This is a genomic window from Pseudomonas sp. PDM09 (assembly GCF_014852305.1).
Taxonomy (GTDB): domain Bacteria; phylum Pseudomonadota; class Gammaproteobacteria; order Pseudomonadales; family Pseudomonadaceae; genus Aquipseudomonas.
Map to the genome: position 1 here is coordinate 374,823 of NZ_JACVBI010000004.1, position 15,574 is coordinate 390,396.

The window sequence follows — 15,574 nt, forward strand, 5'->3', positions numbered from 1 at the left end:
GAGAAATTGACAGATGGAGGAAGGCAAACGCGCGCAGTTGGGAGTAGCCTGCAAAAAGACCACAAGGCCAACGGAGCCATTGATGAAGCGCACCATTCTAACGGTCATTGCCCTGGCCGCGCTCTCGATAACTGCAGTGCAGGCCCAGGAGCTGCAGACCATCCCCACCAGTCCCGCGCCGATACCCGGTTCACCCGGCACTGCCACTCCGACGCCGTATCCGCAGATCACCCCGACCAGCGTGCCCAAGGCCGGTACCGGCAGTGGCGGGCCACCGCTGTTGCCGCCGATCGAAATGCCCAATCCACCCAAGGACCAGACCTTGCCGGGCCTTGAACCGAACACGACGAAAATCAAAACACCGGGAGGCTAGACCTGTTGCGAGAGCAGTTGCCCATCGGCCATGCGCAAGCGTTTGGAAAGGGAGACGGCGAGGGCGCGGATGATCTTGGCGGCGATTTTCGGCGCGTCGTTGAGCATCTTTTCCAGGGAGTCCTTGCCCAGGTTGAGCAACTGGCAATTGCTCGCGGCCACGCAACTGGCTGAGCGTCGTTCACCGTCGAGCACCGCCATTTCGCCGAACGCCCGACCGCTGCGCAAGGTGGCCATGGTCACCCGTTGCCCGTCGCTGTTGGTCTTCTGCACAGCGACCTGGCCGGTGTGGATGATGCACATGAAACTGCCGGCATCGCCCTCATGGAAAATCTCTTCACCTTCGGCGATGGTGCTGATGCTGAAGTAACCCGAAGCCGCCACAAAGTCTGCCGGCAACAGTTGATCGAACAGGCCGCAGTCCATCAGCCAGTCGCGAATTTCGTTGTTCAGTAAGGTCGGTTCTGACATGTCGTCACGGTCTTTTTCTTGTGTCTGTGTCTGTTCCGGGCCTTCAGTCACCCATCATCCCTGTGGGAGCGAGCCTGCTCGCGATGGCGGAGGCACATTCAACATGGATATTGAAGTGATGCCCTCATCGCGAGCAGGCTCGCTCCCACAGGGGATGTGTGTTGTATCGGCATCCGGTGTCTGGTGTTAAGACCGGCACACCGGGCCAAGTTCCTCAGGCGATGCCCAAAACCTTGAAAACAAATGCGTATTCGAGGGCTACGTCACGTAATCCCTGATAACGACCGCTCATGCCGCCATGCCCGGCGCCCAGTTCAGTCTTGAGCAGCAGGGGATTGGTGTCAGTTTTGGTCGCGCGCAATTTCGCCACCCACTTGGCCGCTTCCCAGTACTGCACGCGACTGTCGTTGTAACCGGCGATCACCAGCGTTGCCGGATAGGCTTGCGCGGTGACGTTTTCGTACGGGGCATAGGCCTTGATCCGATCATAGACGTCCGGCTCTTGCGGGTTGCCCCACTCGTCGTATTCCGTGACGGTCAGCGGCAGCTCCGGGTCGAGCATGGTGTTGAGCACGTCGACGAACGGCACTTCGGCAATCGCTGCACCGAACAGCTCCGGCCGTTGATTGAGTACCGCGCCGATCAGCAAACCACCGGCGCTGCCACCGCTGATCGCCAGCTGCGATGGGGTGGTGAAACCGTTGGCGATCAGGTGTTCGGCGCACGCGATGAAATCGCTGAAAGTGTTGTGCTTGTGTTCCTGCTTGCCGGCGCGGTACCAGGCTTCGCCCAGCTCACCGCCACCGCGTACATGGGCGATGGCAAACGCCATGCCGCGATCCAGCAGGCTCAGGCGCGCGTGGGAGAACCACGGGTCAAGGCTTTCGCCGTAGGCGCCGTAGCCGTACAGATAAAGCGGCGTCGGCTTGCCGAGGAACTCGCGTTTGACCACAAGGCTGATCGGCACTTGCGTACCGTCCGGTGCCGTCGCCCACAGTCGCTGGCTGACGTACGCATCGGCGTCGAACGGGCCGAGCACCGGGGTTTCCTTGAGGACTGTCTGCTCGCCGGTGGTCAGTATCAGTTGGCGAATCTGCGCCGGACGGTTCAAGGCTTCGTAGCGCAGACGGATCCGGTCGCTGACAAATTCCAGGCTGTTCTGCACGTGCAGGCTGTAGGCCGCATCCGGCAACTGCACGCGATACGGCACCAAGTCCCGTGGGCGCACTTCGATGATCGGCAGGCCGCCTTCACGCAGGCTCAGGGTCATGGCCTCGGCGTTCAGGCTCATGCCTTCGAGCATCACTGTGTCGCTGTGGGGAATCAGGTTCTGCCAGTCGGCTTCGGTCGGCGCGACGCCGGTATCGGCGGCCTGGTACAGGGCGAAGTTGATGCCGTCGCGGTTGGTGCGGATCAGCCACGTCCACTCGCCATCGAGTTTGCCGTGGTCGACATCGTACTCATGATCTTCGACCCTCGGCGCCAGGCAGGTAAAGGCCTGATGCGGCAGCGAGGCGTCGAGCACCCAGACTTCGCTGGTGGTCTTGCTGCCCAGCGACAACAGCAGTTGCCGTTCAGAGCTTGAGCGATAGCAATGCAGGAAGAATCGGCCATCCGGCTCATGGAACACTTCTTCGGCCGCGGTGCCGTCCAGCCGATAGCGCAACAGTTTGTGCGGGCGATGGGTGTCGTCGAGCTCACCGAAGAACAGCGTCAGGCTGTCGTTAGCCCAGGTCATGCTGCCGTCGCAGTTCTGGAACTCCAGCTCGCTGACACGGCCGCTGGATAATTCCTTCACGAACAGCGTGTAAATCTCTTCGCCGCTGGAGTCGATGCTATAGGCCAGACGCTGGTGGTCCGGGCTGATGCTGAATGCACCCAGGGAAAAGAAGCCACCCTTGGCCAGCACGTTCGGATCAAGCAGCAGTAGTTCCTGGCTTTCGTCGATCTGCAGGCTGCCATCGGCCGGACGCGGGCAGCGGTAGTGGCGGGCGTATTCGTCGCCAGCGGTGGTGCGTGTGTAATACAAGTAGGGACCCCAGGGCGAGGGCAGCGACAGGTCGGTTTCGAGAATCCGTCCCTTGATCTCTTCGAACAGGGTTTCACGCAGGCCCGCCTGATCGGCGGTTTGCGCCTCTTGATAGCGGTTTTCAGCTTTCAGGTAATCGAGCACCGCGTCGGTGTCGCGCTCCTGCAGCCAGGCATACGGGTCGCAACCGTCGGCCTTGTGGGCAATCGGAGCGCTGGTGACGTTGGCGGATAGGGGCATGAATGGCTCTCGAACAATGTACGGAATAAGGGCTTCGCAACCTGTGGGAGCGGGCCTGTGGTGAGGGGGCTTTTGTGGCGAGGGAGCAAGCTCCCTCGCCACAGATAAGCCCTCTCACCACACAAGCCCGCTCCCACAGGGTCTGTGTCTTGCCCGACTGGTATTGGGACAAGCCTGACGTGCGAAAAGTCGTTACTATAAGCGCCTCTTTGCCTGCCTTGCCATGGACACCATGACCGAGAACGACTATCTGATCGCTTGGGGCCTCTACGCCTTTGCCGCTTTAGGCTGCCTGTTGGTGTGGATGCGCATCACCCGCTGGATGTGGCGTTGGCTGCGTGAGCCGCTGCGGCTGCTGGTGGCGGTGTTGCTGTTCAGCCCGACCATCATCGACCCGGTGAAAGAAAAGGTCGCCCCCGCCATCGCCATTACGGCCCTCGACTTGCTGTTCAAGGTCGGCAACAACGCCTGGCGGGCGGTTTCCGATCTGTTCATGTACGGCATGATTGTCTTCGGCATTTACCTGGTGTTCGTGGCCATCCGTTTTCCCATCGAGCGCGCCTCCAACGCTCGCAAGGAACAGGCGGCTGCCGCCAAAGCCGCCGCGCGGGCCGACGAGCCTGACGACGATCAGCCTTTCGGCGGCGCCGGCGATGATCGTTACGGCCGGCCACCGGTGCCGAGCAATCCTCAGCGTTCGCGGGTCGAACCGCGCCTGTAACCGTGCCCCTGTACTGAATCGAGAGTCCGAGCATGTGTGAGTTATTGGGCATGAGCGCCAATGTCCCGACCGATATCGTGTTCAGCTTCACCGGGCTGATGCAGCGCGGCGGCCGCACCGGGCCGCACCGTGACGGTTGGGGCATCGCTTTTTATGAAGGCCGTGGCCTGCGGCTGTTCCAGGACCCGGCGGCGAGCAGCGAGTCGGAAGTGGCGAACCTGGTGCAGCGCTATCCGATCAAAAGCGAAGTGGTGATCGGGCACATCCGCCAGGCCAATGTCGGCAAGGTCTGCCTGTCCAACACCCACCCGTTCGTGCGCGAGTTGTGGGGGCGCAACTGGTGTTTTGCCCACAATGGCCAGTTGGCCGATTTCAACCCGACCGCCAGTTTTTACCGCCCCATTGGTGATACCGACAGCGAAGCGGCGTTTTGCGATTTGCTCAATCGGGTACGCGCTGCGTTCCCCGAGCCGGTAGACATCGAAGCACTGTTGCCGGACCTGGTGGCCGCCTGCGCCGAGTACCGCAGCAAAGGCGTGTTCAACTGCTTGCTCAGCGACGGCGACTGGCTGTTCTGCTACTGCTCGAGCAAATTGGCGCAAATCACCCGCCGCGCACCCTTCGGGCCGGCGCGGTTGAAGGACGTCGACGTGATCGTCGACTTCCAGGCCGAAACCACGCCCAACGATGTCGTCACGGTGATCGCCACCGAACCCTTGACCGAAAACGAAACCTGGACCCGCTACGAACCGGGCCAATGGAGCCTCTGGCGACGCGGTGAATGCGTCAGCCAGGGCAAGACCGAATAAGGATCTCTCCCCCATGTTGCTCAGTTATCTTCGGCTGGTGTTGTTCGCGGCAGGCCTGTTGATCGGTGTCCAGGTGCCTGGGTTCATCAGTGATTACGCCAAGCGGGTCGAGGCGCATCTGATCGAGGCGCAGACCGGTTTGAGCGGTTTTCAGGGCACCGCCAATCAGTTTTTCAAGGGCGATATGCAAGCGCTCGTGGCCCATTACCGTGCCAGTGAAGACCCGATCTTTCGCAGCGATGCCGACAGCCTGAGCACCTTGCTCACCCGTCAACTGGCCCTGGACAAGCAATTCCAGGCCATGCAGGGGCCGTGGTACATACGCGTCCTGCAAGTTGCACTGGCCGCCGACCCGGATATTCGCAAGGAAACCTGGAACGGCTACAGCTACCAGATCCTGCTGACGCCGGAAGCGATGATTTGGGGCATGAGCGGCGCGTTGCTGCTGTCGTTCGGCATTGAATGCCTGTTCCGGCTGATCGACTGGGTGGTGCTGGGCGGCAAGCGTTTGCGCCAGAGCCGGCCGATTGAAGACCGGGATGTGCGCGGCCTGTAACCCTGTAGAGCCAGCTTGCCGGCGATTGCCGCGACACGAATGCCCGGCAGATCGCATCGCTGGCAAGCCGGCTCCTGTTTTTACCAATCCACCGAGTAGCTCATGCTCAGCGTGCGGCCTTCGGCGTTGGCGTACGGCGCTCTGGCGTTGGCCTGGGTGAACAGGTTCTGGTACGTGCGGTTGGTCAGGTTGTACACGCCGCCTTCAAGACGACCGACCGGCAGTTGCACGGAGCCGAGCAGGTCCACCAGCGTATAACCTTCGATCTCGCGCCCGTTGTTGTCCTTGGCGGCGGCGTCGTAACTGGACAAATGCATGCCTTGCAGGCGCAGGGTGTAGTCGTCTTCGGTGTAGCCGACGAACAGTGTGGTCTTGGCTGGTGAGATGCGCGTAGCCGGCAGATCGATCCATTTGCCGTTCTGCTCGGTCTCGCCTTTGGCCCAGGCATAAGTGCCACCCACCGACCAGTGATCGGTTGCGCGGTAGGTCAGGCTGTTTTCGATGCCGCGAACTCGCTCTTTCTGGTTGATCAGGCGCAATACGCGATCATTGGCATCGTAGAACTGGGTCACGTCCGAGGTGTTTTCGTACACGGTGACATCGGCCTGCCACTGATCCCAGTTACCGCGCCAGCCCAGTTCATAACTGTCGACCTTGATGGCTTGGGCGTTGAGGGTCTGAATGTCGAAGGTGCTGCTGACATCACGCATGAAGCGCTGGATATCCGGTAGCGAAAACCCCTGGCTGTAATTGGCGAAGACGTCCTGGTTTTCACTCAGGTGGTAGACCGCCCCCAGGTTGTACAGGGTGGCATCGTATTTGAGGGTGTCGCCAGGCAGCGTTGCGCGTATGCCGGTCTGGACGATCTGACCATAAGCGATGCTGTCGGAGACGTCGCTTTCGATCCATTCACGGCGCACACCGCCACGCAACGTCCAGTCACCGATGTCCCAGGACATCTGCCCGAACAGCGACTTGGTGGTGGTTTCGATGTCCGGGCCCAGCTCGTAGGTGGTGCCGGTCTTGGAGTAGGTCAGGCCATTGAGCCTGTATTGATCACCTCGTTGGCGGGAGCGCTCATTATCATAGTCGGCGCCCCAGACCAGATTACCCGTGGCACTCCCGATCGCCGGCAGCGGCGTGTCGATGGCCGCGCGCAGGCCGTAGACATCTTGCACACTGTTGTTGTCGGAGATCCCGGCCCTGCCTCGCGACAGGTCTGGAAAGAACAGTGCATCGGCGCGGCGCCAGTAGCTTTCCAGTTGCAGGCCCTGACCGTAGAAGTCCTTGTCGGTGTAGTTGAGGTTGACCGCCTGGTTATGGGTATAGGGCTGGTCGTCGAGTTTCAGCCCTTTGACTGCCACGGCTTCCTGCCGGTTTGTCGGGTCTTTTGTGTAGCCAGTGTCCTGCTGGTCCTTGTAGTCCTGCAGCGACAGGCTGAGTTTTTTGTCGGCATCCAGTTCGTAACCGAAACGACCTTGCAGGTCATAGGTTTCGGTATCCATGTTGCTGCCCTGGGAAGTGTCCTGAGGGATGCGGTTGCCGTTGCCATCGTACTGATCGTTACGCTGAGTCAGGTCGGCGGAGACGTACCAGTCAAGAGCATCCTTGCGCCCCGTCGCACTCTGAAAGGCTTCGTAGGCGAAGCCTTTGCGGTTGAGGTTGTTGCCGCTGGTCAGGCCCAGTTTGCTGCTATAGGCAATGTCCTGGCCCTGATTACGCTTGGTGATGATGTTGATGATGCCGCCTGAAGCACCGGCACCGTAGATGCTGCTGGCGCCGGAGATCACTTCGATGCGTTCGATGCTGGCCGGGGCGATGCTGTTGAGCTGGCGGTAGTTGTCGCGCGTGGCGTTCTGCGATACGCCGTCGATCAACACCAGCATGTTGCGCCCGCGCAGGGTCTGACCGAAGTTGCTCATCCCGCCGCTGGACGGCGCAAGACCTGGGACCAATTGTCCGAGAATGTCGGAGACCCGGCGACCCGCGCCGCTCTGCTCACGGACCTGCTGTTCGTCGATAACCTGGACCGAGCCCGGAATCGAAGCAATGCTCGCTTCACTGCGAGTAGCGGAGACGACGGTGGGTTGCATGTTCAAGGTGCCGGGTTGCTGCTCGGTATCCTCGGCCCAGGCCTGGGCGCTGAAGGTACCGAGCAGCGGGATCAACAGAGAGAGTTTGGTTCGGATCATGACGTGGTCTTTTTTAGTTGTGATAAGTGTGGGGCGATAAGGTCGAGCGGTCGGGCGCAGAGTTGAACGAGCGCACCCAGCGGATCCCGATGGCGGCTATGGCGTAGGTCAGCGCCACCAGCCAGAAACTGTGAGCCAGGCCAACCAGGCCCATGCCGATCCCGCCAAGGACGACACCGAGCAGAGCGCCAGCCTTTGCCGCGCTATTGCCGAGGCCGAGCGCGAAGCCCTGCTGGGTGATGGAAATGGAGTTGGCGATCAGGGCATAGGCGACGGGCAACAGGGCGCCTTGCCAGATGCCCCAGACGAGTCGACTGACGAGAAACCCCAGCCATTCGTTGGCCAATGCCGTGGCCGCCAGCGTCAGCGCACACAGCCAGGCCACGCCTTCGATAACACGCAACGTGTAGGCCGGCTGCCAGCGGTCGAACAGGCGTCCCCACAGCGGTGCTGAAATGGCCAGGGTCGCGGCGCTCGCCGCGTAGGTGGCGCCGATCAGCCAGCTTGGGGCATGCAGAATGTTCGCGACATACAGCGCGTAAAACGACTGCGGCATCATCTTCGCGGCCTGAATCAACACGATCACCAACAGGATTCCACCGAGCCAGCCTTTGGGCAGGGCGACCGCTTCAACGGCTTTTTTCTTCGAAGTCCTGGCCTTGTCGGCCGGCAGGAAAAAACTCCCCAGTGCGCACAGCAGGCAAATCGCCGTCGCGCCATAACAGAGCAGGGCAAACCCCGAGACGTCCATCAGCCAGCCACCCAGCACTGGGCCGATCAATGAGCCGACGGCGGTGGCCGATTGCAGGCGCGCCAAGGTGTGACCACGGCTGGAACTGTCGCAGCAGGCCAGGGCATAGGCTTGCGCGGCAGCGAGAAAACCGGCCAATGCGCCTTGCATCACGCGAATACCCACCAGCAGCCACGGATCGAGAGTGATGGCCGCCAACCCTTGGCACAGCGCGAGGGCCAGCAACGCCCGGACAATCATCGGTTTGTGTCCGGTGCGATCCCCCAACCGGCCCCACATGGGCGTCAGGAGCATGGCCGCCAGCATCGGACCGGCATAGACCATCGCCGATAACAGCGCTGTGTAGCCGGCGCCCTCCGGTCCGAGCAGATGCTGGATCTGCAAGGGCCAGAACGGGCCGCTCATTTCCATTGCGCCCATGGAGACAAACTGGATGACGATCAGCAGTCGCAAGGCGCGACCGTCAGCGAGCATGGGTGTTGGGTCGCAGCGGGTTACTCAGGCGTCCGACGATGTCGGCATGACTGTCGAGCAAGCGCATGCGCATGAACGATTTGGCGGGCCAATCCTGTTCCAGCAAGGCCCGGCGCTCGTTTTCCCAACGTGCCGGTTCAACGCGCTCGCGCAAGGTCTCGAAGCACTGTGCAACGTGCGATGCCAACCGCTCCCAAAGGCTGCTTTCCGGCACATTCCAGTGACGGGCACAAAGCAACGTCAGCTCACCGAGGTGGCACATGAAGGTGGTATGCAGGAGTTTGTCACGGACAAAACCTGAGTCGTCATACAGGGTCATTTTCGGATCGTGCAACTGGATATCCAGGCCCTTGGCGTGCAGGGTTTTGCGATCGATACGAACGTCGCCGAAATCACGCAATAGCAGCCGATTCAACTGCCCGTCAGCGCCCATCACCATGAAACTGTTTTGCTGATGCGCTTCGAACGCCACGCCGTACATCAGGTAAATGCCCAGCAGGCTCGGTACGGCAATCGACAGGTAATCCTCGAAGAACGCCAACATGGCCTCGCTGTCGTCACGGCCCTGAGCCAGCCTTACCCAATCACGCAGCAACGGTTGTTCGAATTCGTTGACGGCGAACAGACTGCCGACCGGCACCGCCAACTCGCCTTCTTGCAGGAGGGTAAGCGGGTTGTCGCGATACAGCACGCCAGCATGCCGGGAGCGCTCGTCATCGGCCGGCAGTGGTGCGTAGTGCACGCCGATGCGCTCTGGAACGATGTTCAGCAGACGCTGAATCTGCGGCTCCTGATCGAGAATATCCAATACCAGTTGGCTGATGCGCGGCCCCATCCGGGCGGAGCGCGGCGACACGGTGCGCTGCACGCTGGTCAGTCGCAGAGCCACCGGCAGTTTGACCATCGGCGCCGTGCGACTGGCCTGCGGCAGGACCGTGCGGAAGGACATGGTCGGGTGGCCGGTAAAAGCCACGATGTCAGTGACGATCAGCAGGTTGTCGGCGATCTCGTTGGCGAACGAATGTGGCAGTTCTTCATGGGCTTGCCATGGGTGCGACGGGAGCGGGAGGTAGTCCTTTGCGTCCAGGCCCAGTTGCTGCAAGTGGCGTTGCAATTGTTCGGCGGCCTGTGGGAAGTGACCTTGCCACCAGTCCCAGTAATCGGTGGTACCGGCCAGCGCTTCGACGTGTGCGTACTGGCGGTGCAGGGCGCACAGGACAATCGGAAAGCTCGCTTCGAATTCTGGCGAGAAAGCGATGACCTGAGCGGCGCTCAAGCCCAGTTTGGTCTTGTAGTTCGGGTGCCACGGATGGCCGAGAGTGCCCCACTGTTCGAGCAATGACGTAGGGTTCTGGTGGCTCGGGCCGGTTTTGAGCCACGCGAGCAGATTGTCGTCGTATTCGGTATCGATCTGCTCTCTCAGGCGCTCGGTCCATCCATGGTGAAACGCCAGGCACAGGGTGTCGTTGCTGAAGCTGTCATCCAGCTCCCGGGCCAGACGCTCCAGTACCTGCGGGGAGGCTGGCGGGTTGAGCTGAGTGCTCAGATGAGCGAGCAGTTCGCTGGGCAACTGGATTTTTTGGGGCAGTCTGTCGGGGGTGTGCAGGACGATGCTACCGCGTACGTCCCAGCTGTTCATTCTGCCGCCGGACAAGTGCTCGAAGCAAAGATGCGCGCCATCGCCAAGTGGCAGCCAGCAACGGCTGGCGTCGTCGTATTCGCAGGTGGCGGGGTTGATCAGATCTTCACGAAACAGCGCCTGGATCAGGCGTTGGAAACAGCGTTGAGCGGCGGGCTCCAGCGCATTGCTCAAATGATCGAGAGTGATGCGGTGGGACTGGAAAGCCTGAGTGCCAAGCGCTTCGCTCCAGTGAGCGAGCAATTGTTGCTGTTTTTGCGTGTAGCCGCGCATCAGGTCCGACTCCTTCTGGACAATTGTTTAGCTGAAAGCGCGCAGAGAATACCGGTTTGAAAAAATAATGCAAATGATAGTGGTTAGTATTTAGGATTTGAGAAATGTCCTTCAGATTCGGGCCTGTGGTTTGCTCAAGACGATGTACTGCTCGCCCACTTTATGCGCATAGCGCTCCACGACTTGCTGACATAACGCCACGATTTCTTCGACCCATTCCACGCCAATCCGCCACGACACCACCACCTGCAAATTCGGCGGTCGTTGATCAATGGCCAGCAAGGTCAATTCCCCTCGTGCCAACTCTTCGGCCACCAGTACCGGCGGTAACGCACCAATGCCGAAGCCGTCCCTCAGCAATCGGGTAATCGCCGACACTGAATTCACGCAGTTGAGCCGGGGCGCCATGACCCCGTTGGCCTGCATCAGGGCAAGAATCTCTTGGTGTGGCTGGGAATTTTTCGAATAGGTGATGATCCGCTCCCGCGCCAGATCGGCGACACCCGAATACTCGCGGTTGTAGATGGAGTTGCTGGCCACGATCCAGCCTATCGGATGACTGGCCAGCTCCAGGCTGCGCACGCTCTCCTGGCGCAACAGGTCGGTTTGCAGGATCAGATCGAGAAAGCCTTTTTGCAGCTGATCGCAGAGGTTGAGCGCCGTATCGGCCACCAGCTCGATTTCCACCAGCGGGTAATGATCCATCATCTGCGCCACCAACGGGCTGAGCCAGGTGTGGATGACGGTGTCCATGACACCGATCCGGACCCGCCCGACCTTGCTTGAGCGAGTCTCGATCGAATGCTTGAGCGCCTGCATCGTGTCCATCATCTGCTCGGCATATTCGAGCACTTTCAGGCCTTCGGGCGTCAGGCTCACGCCGCGAGAATCGCGCAGGAACAGCTTCACCCCGAGCTCGCCTTCGAGCACGGCGATACGGCTGGAAATCGACGCCTGGGTGGTGAAGAGTTTGTCTGCCGTCAGGCGAAAACTCTTGAGTCGGGCGACCCAGACAAAGGTCTCAAGAAACTTCAGGTTCATGGGATCAACTTTTTCTTATGCCTTGGCCGGGTTTTTATTAGTTGGACGCAGCAGGGCCAAGCGTCCAAAAATCGATGCATCCGGTTCCCACGATAGGCGTCGTCGGGGCTCAGAACAATACCAATAAAATTTGCACGGAGACTTGCCATGAGTGCGCCCGACACCCTCGTTTCAAAAGCCACGGCTCGCCCGGGGCCCTTCGATTGGTACCACAACATCAACAAGCAGGAACGTCGTACTTTCTGGAGTTGCAAGATCGGCTATGGCCTGGACGGCATGGACACCCAGATGCTCAGCTTCGTGGTGCCGACCTTGATTGCCATGTGGGGCATTACCACTGGCGAAGCCGGGCTGATTCACACCAGCACCCTGATCGCCTCGGCCATTGGTGGTTGGGTGGCGGGGATTCTCTCTGACCGCATCGGTCGGGTACGCACCCTGCAACTGACGGTGCTCTGGTTCGCCTTTTTCACCTTCCTCTGCGGCTTCGCCCAGAACTACGAGCAGCTGTTGATCAGCCGCACGTTGATGGGCTTCGGTTTCGGCGGTGAATGGACCGCCGGCGCGGTGTTGATGGGCGAAGTGATTCGCGCCAAGGACCGTGGCAAAGCCGTCGGCATGGTGCAATCGGGCTGGGCGCTGGGTTGGGGGCTGACGGCGATTCTGTATGCGCTGCTGTTCTCGGTGCTCCCGCCGGAAGACGCCTGGCGCGCTCTGTTCCTCCTCGGCATCGTGCCGGCGATCTTCGTGATTTTTGTTCGTCGTTTGGTCAAGGATCCGGAGATCTATCGCGAAGCCAAAGCTAAACAAGAGCCAAGCAACCCGGCCAAGTTCTACGAGATTTTCGCCCCGGGCATCCTGTTCACCACGATCCGCGCGTCGATCCTGACCACCGGCGCCCTCGGCGGTTACTACGCGATCACTTCCTGGCTGCCGACCTTTCTGAAAAACGAGCGGGGCTTGAGCGTACTCGGCACCGGTGGTTATCTGGCGATGGTGATCGTCGGGTCCTACGTCGGGTACGTGATCAGCGCCTATTTGACTGACATTCTCGGTCGTAAAAAGAACTTCATTCTGTTCGCGGTCGGCTCGTTCACCATTGTTCTGCTGTACACCCAATTACCGGTCAGTAACGGTGTGATGCTCTGGCTGGGTTTCCCCTTGGGCTTCTTTGCTTCGGGGATTTTCAGCGGCATGGGCGCGTTCTTGACTGAGCTGTTTCCGACGCGGATTCGTGGTTCGGGCCAGGGTTTTTGCTACAACATCGGTAGGGCATTGGCGGCGTTGTTCCCGCTGTTGATCGGCTTGCTCAGCCAGAAGGTGCCACTGAGCGTGGGAATCGGCGCCTTTGCGGCAGTGTCCTACGGGGTAGTGATCCTGGCGGCCCTCAGCCTGCCGGAAACCCGTGGCAAGCAACTCGACGCTCAATAACCGAATAGCCGGTAACTGATAATCTGAGGGGCATATGTCCTTCAGCTAAGAAGATAAAAGCCTACAGGAGTGTTCACCGTGAACCGCCTGCTATTGAACTGCGACATCGGCGAGAGTTTCGGTAACTGGACCATGGGTCTGGACGCCGAGGTCATGCCCTTCATCGACTGCGCCAACATCGCTTGTGGCTTCCACGCCGGCGACCCGAGCATCATGCGCAAGACCGTCAGCCTGGCCCTGAGCCACGGGGTGCAGATTGGCGCTCATCCGGCCTATCAGGATCTGGTGGGGTTCGGTCGCCGATCCATGGCTTACACCGCCCAGGAACTGCAGGACCTGTTGCATTACCAGATCGGCGCCCTCGACGGCATCTGCCGGGCACAGGGCGGGCGGGTGAGTTACGTCAAACCCCACGGCGCGATGTACAACGACATGATGGCCAACCCGGCGCAATTGCGCGCGGTGATTCAGGCCGTGGCGGCCTACGACCGGACGCTGCCATTGATGTTGATGGCGACCCGTGACAACAGTGCCGCGCAGCAACTCGGCGATGAATACGGCGTGACACTGTGGTTCGAAGCCTTCGCCGATCGCGCTTACGACAGCGCCGGCAGGCTGGTCTCGCGGCAACTGCCGGACGCCGTGCATCACGATCCCGAGAAAATTATCGAACAGGCGCTGATCATTGCTCGCGGTGACAACCTCACGGCCAGCGATGGCAGCGCCTTGCACTTGCAAGCCAATACCTTGTGCGTACACGGCGATAACGCCAGTTCGGTGGCCGCCGTGCAGCGCATTCGCCAAGCCTTGAATCAGCAGAGCGCGTCATGAAAGCACGGGTGGAAGTGGTGGCGCTGGATTGCCTGATGGTGCGTCTGTTCGATGAAATCAGCGAAGCCAACATGCCGTGGATGCTCGCCGCCAGCGAGCGTCTGCGAGAAGCGTTCGGCAACCATTTGATCGATCTGGTGCCGTCCTACACGACACTGATGGTGCATTACGATTTGATGGCGCTGAACCCGGCCCAAGCGCGGGAATTGATTGCTGAAGCCTTGATCGATCTGTCGCCCAACGCTCGGGCCAGGGGTAAATGCCATGTGTTGCCGGTCTGGTACGACCTGAGTGTTGGTCCGGAACTGACGTTACTGTCTCAGCGCAGCGGATTAGCGGTGGAAGAGGTCATCCGTCGTCACAGCGAGCGCGAGTATCAAGTGTTCGCATTGGGCTTCGCACCGGGGTTTGCCTTTATGGGATTGGTGGAGGAAGTGTTGGCTGCACCGCGTATGAATACTCCGCGCAAAAAAGTGGCTGCCGGTAGTGTTGGCATCGCCGAACGCCAGACCGCGGCTTATCCGGTGGTATCCCCCGGCGGCTGGAACCTGGTCGGCCGCACCCCGGCCAAATTGTTCGACCGCGAGCGCGACGGCTACAGCCTGTTGCAACCGGGGGACACTGTGCGCTTCGAAGCGGTCAGCCATGCCGAGTTCATCAACTTGGGCGGTGATGACTCGCCGTTGGAGGCCCTGGCATGAGCCGACTGACGATTGAAGCAAGTACACCGCTGTGCCTGTTGCAGGACGCCGGGCGATTTGGCGTGCGGCATCTGGGCGTGACCCAGGGCGGGGCGGCGGATTGGCGGTCGATGTCGTGGGCCAATTGGCTGCTGGGCAATGGGCTGGATGCATCGGTGATCGAAATCACCCTCGGCGGGTTTACGGTCGTTGCCCAGGAAGATTGCGTGCTGGCATTGGCCGGGGCGGATCTGGGGGCGCAAGTGGATGGCGAGACATTGACGCCATGGCGCAGTTTCAGGCTGAACAAAGGTCAGCAATTGCAATTCACCCAGCCACTGCTTGGCGCTCGGGCTTATTTGGCGGCCCCGGGCGGATTTGATGCGCCAAAGGTGTTGGGCAGTAGCGCAACGGTGGTCCGTGAGGAGCTCGGTGGGCTGGATGGCATGGGTCGGGCGTTGGCCAAAGAGGCGCAGTTGAGCTACTCGGGAAACTCGTTGCTACTGCTGCGGGAGTTGGCGCCCGAACAAGTGCCGGATTTCAAACTCAATGCGCCGCTGGACCTGGTGCTCGGCGCACAGATCGGCGAGTTCAGTGGACAGAGTTTGTTCGACGCATTCAACAGCGTCTGGACCCTCGACAGCCGCGCCGACCGCATGGGTATTCGCCTGTTGGGAACGGCGTTGCAGTATCAGGGCAAGCCGATGATCTCGGAGGGCATCCCGCTGGGCGCGGTCCAGGTGCCGCCGGACGGGCAGCCGATTGTGTTGCTCAATGATCGGCAGACCATTGGCGGTTATCCGCGCCTGGGGGCGTTGACGCCATTGGCCTTGGCGCGATTGGCGCAGTATTTGCCGGGGGCGAAGGTGCGGTTGAGGCCGGTGGTGCAGGATGTCGCGCATCGGGAGCAAGTCGAGTACCTGCGCCGGTTTGCCTCGCACTGATCGTTCCCACGCTCCGCGTGGGAATGCCGCCCGGGACGCTCCGCGTCCCTGTGACGCGGAGCGTCACTTGATGCATTCCCACGCAGAGCGTGGGAACGATCAACGATCAGCAGTGTGGGA

General features: G+C 60.7%; 14 protein-coding genes. 8 read left to right on the forward strand and 6 right to left on the reverse strand.

The genetic code is table 11. The features are described 5' to 3' along the window. The first annotated feature begins 82 nt into the window (after nucleotides 1–82). A complete protein-coding gene (locus tag IB250_RS13085) occupies nucleotides 83–373 on the forward strand; it encodes a hypothetical protein (RefSeq protein WP_063342779.1) in 291 nt (96 codons plus the stop codon). Here IB250_RS13085 and IB250_RS13090 read toward each other — a convergent pair. Both IB250_RS13090 and IB250_RS13095 read right to left on the reverse strand, forming a co-directional pair. After that, nucleotides 370–843 carry a cyclic nucleotide-binding domain-containing protein gene (locus tag IB250_RS13090; protein WP_008067546.1) on the reverse strand — a complete coding sequence of 158 codons (474 nt, stop codon included), beginning with the start codon at nucleotides 841–843 and terminating at the stop codon, nucleotides 370–372. The two genes, IB250_RS13085 and IB250_RS13090, sit on opposite strands and share 4 nt — an antisense overlap. A 214-nt stretch (nucleotides 844–1,057) precedes the next feature. Further along, on the reverse strand, nucleotides 1,058–3,112 hold the full coding sequence (locus tag IB250_RS13095; protein WP_192344376.1) for a S9 family peptidase: 2,055 nt from the start codon (nucleotides 3,110–3,112) through the stop codon (nucleotides 1,058–1,060). A gap of 223 nt (nucleotides 3,113–3,335) precedes the next feature. On the opposite strand from IB250_RS13095, the gene IB250_RS13100 reads away from it, so the two are divergent. The 3 genes from IB250_RS13100 to IB250_RS13110 are packed head-to-tail and all read left to right on the forward strand — an operon-like array spanning nucleotide 3,336 to nucleotide 5,198. Beyond that, nucleotides 3,336–3,833, forward strand: a complete 498-nt coding sequence (locus IB250_RS13100; protein WP_123501092.1) for an MFS transporter — start codon at nucleotides 3,336–3,338, stop codon at nucleotides 3,831–3,833. Nucleotides 3,834–3,865: 32 nt separating this feature from the next. Then, nucleotides 3,866–4,642, forward strand: coding sequence for a class II glutamine amidotransferase (locus tag IB250_RS13105; protein ID WP_192344377.1), 777 nt, complete (start codon nucleotides 3,866–3,868; stop codon nucleotides 4,640–4,642). Between the two features lie 13 nt (nucleotides 4,643–4,655). Then, complete coding sequence (locus IB250_RS13110) at nucleotides 4,656–5,198, forward strand: DUF2937 family protein (protein ID WP_008067554.1); 543 nt, start codon at nucleotides 4,656–4,658, stop codon at nucleotides 5,196–5,198. Between the two features lie 80 nt (nucleotides 5,199–5,278). Here the strand turns inward: IB250_RS13110 and IB250_RS13115 are convergent, their stop codons facing one another. From IB250_RS13115 to IB250_RS13130, 4 genes are all read right to left on the reverse strand, one after another. Then, nucleotides 5,279–7,390, reverse strand: coding sequence for a TonB-dependent receptor (locus IB250_RS13115; RefSeq protein ID WP_063342782.1), 2,112 nt, complete (start codon nucleotides 7,388–7,390; stop codon nucleotides 5,279–5,281). A gap of 13 nt (nucleotides 7,391–7,403) precedes the next feature. Next, entirely contained in the window at nucleotides 7,404–8,615 is a 1,212-nt protein-coding gene (locus IB250_RS13120; RefSeq protein WP_192344378.1) for an MFS transporter, read from the reverse strand. Beyond that, nucleotides 8,605–10,527 carry an IucA/IucC family protein gene (locus IB250_RS13125; RefSeq protein WP_192344379.1) on the reverse strand — a complete coding sequence of 641 codons (1,923 nt, stop codon included), beginning with the start codon at nucleotides 10,525–10,527 and terminating at the stop codon, nucleotides 8,605–8,607. Before IB250_RS13125 ends, IB250_RS13120 begins: the two co-directional genes overlap by 11 nt. A 111-nt stretch (nucleotides 10,528–10,638) precedes the next feature. After that, on the reverse strand, nucleotides 10,639–11,568 hold the full coding sequence (locus IB250_RS13130; protein ID WP_192344380.1) for a LysR family transcriptional regulator: 930 nt from the start codon (nucleotides 11,566–11,568) through the stop codon (nucleotides 10,639–10,641). 147 nt (nucleotides 11,569–11,715) lie between these two features. Here IB250_RS13130 and IB250_RS13135 point away from each other — a divergent pair, with 147 nt between their 5' ends. The 4 genes from IB250_RS13135 (at nucleotide 11,716) to IB250_RS13150 (ending at nucleotide 15,454) form a co-directional block, all read left to right on the forward strand. After that, nucleotides 11,716–12,999 (forward strand): MFS transporter, encoded by a 1,284-nt coding sequence (locus IB250_RS13135; RefSeq protein WP_123501098.1) that lies wholly within the window; start codon nucleotides 11,716–11,718, stop codon nucleotides 12,997–12,999. Nucleotides 13,000–13,077: 78 nt separating this feature from the next. Beyond that, nucleotides 13,078–13,830, forward strand: a complete 753-nt coding sequence (locus IB250_RS13140; protein WP_192344381.1) for a 5-oxoprolinase subunit PxpA — start codon at nucleotides 13,078–13,080, stop codon at nucleotides 13,828–13,830. Further along, nucleotides 13,827–14,531 (forward strand): 5-oxoprolinase subunit PxpB, encoded by a 705-nt coding sequence (pxpB, locus tag IB250_RS13145; protein ID WP_192344382.1) that lies wholly within the window; start codon nucleotides 13,827–13,829, stop codon nucleotides 14,529–14,531. The genes IB250_RS13140 and pxpB overlap by 4 nt, the downstream gene beginning before the upstream one ends. Next, a complete protein-coding gene (locus IB250_RS13150) occupies nucleotides 14,528–15,454 on the forward strand; it encodes a biotin-dependent carboxyltransferase family protein (RefSeq protein WP_192344383.1) in 927 nt (308 codons plus the stop codon). Before pxpB ends, IB250_RS13150 begins: the two co-directional genes overlap by 4 nt. Nucleotides 15,455–15,574 lie beyond the last annotated feature (120 nt).

Excerpts from the sequence above, each read along its gene's own strand:
- IB250_RS13100 (WP_123501092.1), top strand. The coding sequence starts at position 3,336 with ATGGACACCATGACCGAGAACGACTATCTGATCGCTTGGGGCCTCTAC.
- IB250_RS13130 (WP_192344380.1), bottom strand. The coding sequence starts at position 11,568 with ATGAACCTGAAGTTTCTTGAGACCTTTGTCTGGGTCGCCCGACTCAAG.
- IB250_RS13115 (WP_063342782.1), bottom strand. The coding sequence starts at position 7,390 with ATGATCCGAACCAAACTCTCTCTGTTGATCCCGCTGCTCGGTACCTTC.
- IB250_RS13120 (WP_192344378.1), bottom strand. The coding sequence starts at position 8,615 with ATGCTCGCTGACGGTCGCGCCTTGCGACTGCTGATCGTCATCCAGTTT.
- IB250_RS13135 (WP_123501098.1), top strand. The coding sequence starts at position 11,716 with ATGAGTGCGCCCGACACCCTCGTTTCAAAAGCCACGGCTCGCCCGGGG.
- IB250_RS13125 (WP_192344379.1), bottom strand. The coding sequence starts at position 10,527 with ATGCGCGGCTACACGCAAAAACAGCAACAATTGCTCGCTCACTGGAGC.
- IB250_RS13105 (WP_192344377.1), top strand. The coding sequence starts at position 3,866 with ATGTGTGAGTTATTGGGCATGAGCGCCAATGTCCCGACCGATATCGTG.
- IB250_RS13090 (WP_008067546.1), bottom strand. The coding sequence starts at position 843 with ATGTCAGAACCGACCTTACTGAACAACGAAATTCGCGACTGGCTGATG.
- IB250_RS13110 (WP_008067554.1), top strand. The coding sequence starts at position 4,656 with ATGTTGCTCAGTTATCTTCGGCTGGTGTTGTTCGCGGCAGGCCTGTTG.
- pxpB (WP_192344382.1), top strand. The coding sequence starts at position 13,827 with ATGAAAGCACGGGTGGAAGTGGTGGCGCTGGATTGCCTGATGGTGCGT.
- IB250_RS13095 (WP_192344376.1), bottom strand. The coding sequence starts at position 3,112 with ATGCCCCTATCCGCCAACGTCACCAGCGCTCCGATTGCCCACAAGGCC.
- IB250_RS13150 (WP_192344383.1), top strand. The coding sequence starts at position 14,528 with ATGAGCCGACTGACGATTGAAGCAAGTACACCGCTGTGCCTGTTGCAG.
- IB250_RS13085 (WP_063342779.1), top strand. The coding sequence starts at position 83 with ATGAAGCGCACCATTCTAACGGTCATTGCCCTGGCCGCGCTCTCGATA.